This window comes from Micromonospora solifontis (genome assembly GCF_003725545.1).
Classification (GTDB): domain Bacteria; phylum Actinomycetota; class Actinomycetes; order Mycobacteriales; family Micromonosporaceae; genus Micromonospora; species Micromonospora solifontis.
Window position 1 is genome coordinate 1 of the sequence record NZ_RJLN01000165.1, and the last position, 4,744, is coordinate 4,744.

Here is a 4,744-nt window from a genome sequence, read left to right on the forward strand (position 1 = left end):
GAGGCGGCGCTGGTGGTGGCGCTCTCCCCCGAACTGGACGCCGGCTGGCTGCTGCCGCTGCGCCGGCTCCGGGCCCGGCTCACCCACCCGCTGCGCGGCGGCGCCGGCCTCCCGCTGCTGGCCACCCTCCAGCAGGTCCAGCTCAGCGACGCCTACCGTCGGGTGGCCCCGCTGCTCCGCTCCGACGTACGCGAGCACTGGGACGACACCGACTGGCGCTTCGTCGGGCACGCCGCGCGGTTCCACGGCCGGCCGGTGACCGCGGTGTTCGCCGTGCCCCTGGCCGACCGCGATCCGGACGCCGTACGGGTCGCCGTGGTCGACGACGGCACCGGGCAGACCCTGCTGGCCCTGCCCGGCACCGGGAAGCCGGCCGGCCCCCGCGTCGACGTCGTGCCGGCCTGACGACGGCTCCCGGTTCGGGCGGGACGACCCGGTGATCCCGCCCGATCCGGCCGGCAGCCGCCCCGGCACCGACCTGTTGCATCGGCTTTCTTACACACCCTCGCCCGGTCGATGACTGAGCTGCCACGATGCCCTGAGATGATCGCGGAGCGGTCGCGGAGACCGGGCGGCGGCCCGAGCACGTCCGCTGGTCACGCCAGGACGTGACCGGGTCCTGCCGCGTCCGGCAGCGACACTGTCGGGAGGGCCGGTGGACGGTACGGCGACAACTCAGGCCCGGCACGTGCGCGTCGAGGTGCTGCACCGCTTCCGGGTGCTGGTCAACGGACGGTACGTCGCACTGCCCGAGGGCAGTCAACGGTTGATCGGCTGCCTCGCCGTCGCCGACCACGCACCGCCGCGGGCCACCCTGGCCGGGACGCTGTGGCCGGAGCGCAGCGAACGCGACGCGCACGCGTCGCTGCGGCAGGCGCTCTGGCGGCTCAACCGGCACGTGTCGGGGCTGCTGGAGCAGGAGCACCAGCACATCGGGCTGGCCCGGGGCGTCGAGATCGACCTGCACGAGATTTACCGGCTCTCCGAGGCGGTCACCACCAGCGAGCCGACCGTGAACCGGCGGGCCGTGCGCCTGCTGGAGGGCGACCTGCTGCCGGAGTGGTCCTACGACTGGCTGGACGGGCGACGCGAGTCGCTGCGCCAGGTACGCCTGCACACGCTGGAGGCGCTCGCGCGCAACGACCTGAAGGCCGGGCGTACCGCGACCGCGCTGGTCGCCGCGCTCGCCGCCGTCGGGCTCGACCCGCTGCGGGAGAGCGCCCACCGGATCGTGGTCGCCGCCCACCTGGCCGAGGGCAACACCTCGGAGGCCATCCGGCAGTACGGCCGGTTCCGTGACCTGTTGTGGGACGAGCTGCGGCTGCGGCCCAGCCGGCAACTCCAGGAGATGCTGCCCGTGCCGGTCGGCTGACCGGCCCCCACCTCCCACCACCCGCCGCCGGCCGGCCGGGCGCGTCCGCCCCGCCGGCCGAGCCTGGCGTTCCGCCGGGCGGGCGGTCCTGCGTACCCTTTCGGTCAGCGACGGTTCCCCGTGACGGCGGCGCCGGGCTGCGGGCCGCTGCGGCGGCGACGCCGCGGTGACGCGCGGGCGACGCGGCCACGACGGGCGGGCCACGCGCGGGAGACGGCCCGGCGACGAGCGCCGGCCAGAATCCGGGCATGAGCGTGCAGACCACATACCCCGGCGTGTACGTGCTCGAACGTCCGTCGGGCAGCCACGCGATCACCGGTGTGTCCACGTCGTTGACCGCCTTCGTCGGCGCCGCCCGCAAAGGCCCCGGCGACACGCCCGTGCCGGTGTCCAGCTTCGCCGACTACCTGCGGCAGTTCGGCGACGTGATGGACACCGCGCACCCGATGGGCCACGCCGTCGGGCAGTTCTTCGTCAACGGCGGCGCCCAGGCCGTGGTGGTCCGGGCGCTCGGCGCGGGCGCGGCGGCCGGCACCCTCGCCCTGCCCGCCGTGAACGGGCTGACGGTGACCCTGCGGGCCCGCTCGCGCGGGGCGTACGCCAACGGCAGCGGCGCCGGGACGAGCGGGCAGACCGGCCTCTTCGCCGAGGTGAAGGCGGCCGACGAGTTCCCGGCCGACCGGTTCGACCTGGAACTGACCGAGTGGACGCCGGGCGTCGGCGGCGGGCCGGCGACGGTGACCGTCAAGGAGGTCTGGCGGGAGCTGTCCATGTCCCCCGCCAGCACCCGCTACGTGGTGTCCGTGCTCAACGCCAGCACCCTGGTCACCGCCCAGGTCACCGGCACGCCGGCGCCCGCGCCCTCGGCCGGGACGTCCACCGGGGCGCTGAGCCCGGCGAACGTCACCGTGACCGGCAAGACCCTGCGGCTCTCGGTCGACCAGGGGCCAGCGAACGACTACGTCCTTTTCCCGGCCGAGGACCCGCCGGTCTCGCACACCCTGGCGCAGGTCCGCGACCACATCAACGCCACCGGCTCGATCTGGCCCGTCACCGCCAGCGTCTCCGGCGGCAAGCTCGTGTTGACCAGCAAGACCAGTGACCTGAACAGCGCGGTCGTGGTCGGGCTGACCGGCCTCGACGACGCGTCGGCCGACCTCGGCCTGGGCGTGGCCCGGGGCGGCGTCGAGGTGAGCGCGAGCGCGCCGTACCGGCCGGCCGTCGCCGCGGCGGCGCCACTGGCCGGCGGGTCCGACGGGGCGACCGTCGGGGCCAACGAGATCGTGTCGGCCACCACCGGCCAGGGCCTGCTCGCCCTGGACACCCTGGACTTCCCGCGGTTCAACCTGCTCTGCCTGCCGGGCGTGACGACCGCGGACACCGCCTCGATCAACACCGCCCTGGACTACTGCCGGCGGCAGAACGCGTTCCTGGTGATCGACCCGGCGCCGGGGCTGAACCCGGCGCAGCTGAAGACCGCCGCGAACCTGCTGCGGGCGCAGGGCGCGCACGGCGCGGTCTACTGGCCCCGGCTGGTCACCCCCGACGGCGGCGCGGACGGCTGGGGGCCCAGCGGCGCGGTCGCCGGCATCATGGCCCGCACCGACGCCTCGCGCGGGGTGTGGAAGGCCCCGGCCGGGCTGGAGGCCGGCGTGGCCGGCGCCGTCGGGCTCACCGCGCCCACCAATGACGACGTCTCCGGCACGCTGAACCCGCTCGGGCTCAACGTGCTGCGTACCTTCCCCGGCGCCGGCATGGTGGTCTGGGGCGCCCGGACCCTCGCCGGCAGCGACGTGCTCTCCAGCGACTCCAAGTACGTCCCCGTCCGCCGGCTCACCGACTACATCCGGACCAGCCTCTACCTGGGCACCCAGTTCGCCGTCTTCGAACCGAACGACCCGGACCTCTGGGCGCAGCTGCGCCTGGCGGTGGGGGGCTTCATGCGCGGGCTGTTCCGGCAGGGCGCGTTCCAGCAGTCGGAGAAGCACGCCGAGTCGGACAGCTTCTTCGTCATCTGCGACTCCACGGTCAACCCGCAGACCGACATCGACAACGGCCGGGTCAACGTCGTGGTCGGGTTCGCCCCGCTCAAGCCCGCCGAGTTCGTGATCATCACCATCACCCAGCTGAGCCAGGCAGGAGAGTGAGATGGCCGAGTTCAGCGTGAACCCCACGCGCTTCGACCCGTACAAGAGCCACATGTTCCGGGTCCGGTGGGACGGCGTGTACGTGGCGGGGTTGTCGAAGATGTCCCCGCTGAAGCGGTCCACGGCGCCGGTGACGCACCGGGTCGGCGGCGACCCCGGCCACGACCGCAAGAGCCCGGGCCTGACCACGTACGACGCGGTCACCCTGGAACGCGGCGTCACGCACGACCTCGCGTTCGAGGCGTGGGCGAACAAGGTGGCCAGCCTGCGCCAGCCGGGCATCTCGCTGCGGGACTTCCGCAAGGACCTCATCGTCGACGTGTTCAACGAGGCGAACCAGAAGGTGCTCAGCTACAAGCTGTTCCGCTGCTGGGTCTCCGAGTACCAGGCGCTGCCCGCGCTGGACGCCGCGACGGCGGTGATCGCGATCCAGAGCATCAAGCTGGAGCTGGAGGGTTGGGAGCGCGACACCTCGGTCACCGAGCCGGCCGAGCAGAGTGTCTGAGGCGGGACCGGTCATGCCCGCGGCACCCGGTCTGGCGCGGCTGGTCGCCGCGCTCGACGACGGCGACGGCCTCCTCACGCAGGCCGTCGCGGTGCTGCGCGCCGCCGCCCCCGAGCCGGACCCGGCGTACCTGCCGGCCGGCACCGCCGACCGGCTGCTGCTCGCCGTGCACGAGCGGGCGCTGGGCCGTCCGCTCGACCTGACCGTCGCCTGCCCGGCCTGCGGCGCGCTGACCACCCTGCCGCTGGGCCGGGCCGACGTCGGCGAGCACCACGAGCGCAGCGCCTGGTGCGCGCCCGGCGTCGGCGTACGCGAGCCGAGCTACGCGGATCTGCTGGCCGCCGGGGGCGACCCGGACCGGCTGCTGGCCCGGTGTCGGGTCGGCGACGGCGCCACGCTCGACGACCTGGCCCGCGTGGAGGGGTCGCTGTGCGGGCCGGTGCGCTCGTCCTGCTGCGACTGCGCCGCGCCGCTGGAGGTCGACGTCGACGTGGTCGCGCTGGTGCTGCGCGCGCTCAGCGGCCTGCGGGTGGACATCGACCGGGAGGTGCACCTGCTCGCCTCCCGGTACGGCTGGGACCTCGCGGTGATCGAGTCGCTGCCGGACGAGCGCCGGCGCCGACTGGCCGCGCTCGCCGCGGGGGGTACGCCGTGAACGTCCCGCCGGCCGTCGCGCGGCTGGCCGCCCGCGCCACCCGGCCCCCGGTCACCGTCGGCTCG

General features: G+C 74.7%; 5 protein-coding genes. All 5 read left to right on the plus strand.

Annotation, left to right across the window (positions count from 1 at the left end):
* The coding region (locus EFE23_RS28350) for a hypothetical protein (protein WP_199737270.1) at positions 1 to 405 on the plus strand (405 nt) is incomplete at its 5' end.
* A 250-nt stretch (positions 406 to 655) separates the two neighbouring features.
* Positions 656 to 1,372 (plus strand): AfsR/SARP family transcriptional regulator, encoded by a 717-nt coding sequence (locus EFE23_RS27440; RefSeq protein ID WP_158675942.1) that lies wholly within the window; start codon positions 656 to 658, stop codon positions 1,370 to 1,372.
* Between the two features lie 248 nt (positions 1,373 to 1,620).
* Positions 1,621 to 3,519: a phage tail sheath subtilisin-like domain-containing protein gene (locus EFE23_RS27445; RefSeq protein ID WP_123243769.1), complete on the plus strand. Its 1,899-nt coding sequence runs from the start codon at positions 1,621 to 1,623 to the stop codon at positions 3,517 to 3,519.
* Position 3,520: 1 nt separating this feature from the next.
* Positions 3,521 to 4,024, plus strand: coding sequence for a phage tail protein (locus EFE23_RS27450; RefSeq protein WP_123243770.1), 504 nt, complete (start codon positions 3,521 to 3,523; stop codon positions 4,022 to 4,024).
* Positions 4,025 to 4,037: 13 nt separating this feature from the next.
* A complete protein-coding gene (locus EFE23_RS27455) occupies positions 4,038 to 4,679 on the plus strand; it encodes a hypothetical protein (RefSeq protein WP_123243771.1) in 642 nt (213 codons plus the stop codon).
* Positions 4,680 to 4,744: the final 65 nt, after the last annotated feature.

Coding starts and splice junctions, on each gene's coding strand:
- EFE23_RS27450 (WP_123243770.1), top strand. CDS start 3,521: ATGGCCGAGTTCAGCGTGAACCCCACGCGCTTCGACCCGTACAAGAGC.
- EFE23_RS27445 (WP_123243769.1), top strand. CDS start 1,621: ATGAGCGTGCAGACCACATACCCCGGCGTGTACGTGCTCGAACGTCCG.
- EFE23_RS27455 (WP_123243771.1), top strand. CDS start 4,038: ATGCCCGCGGCACCCGGTCTGGCGCGGCTGGTCGCCGCGCTCGACGAC.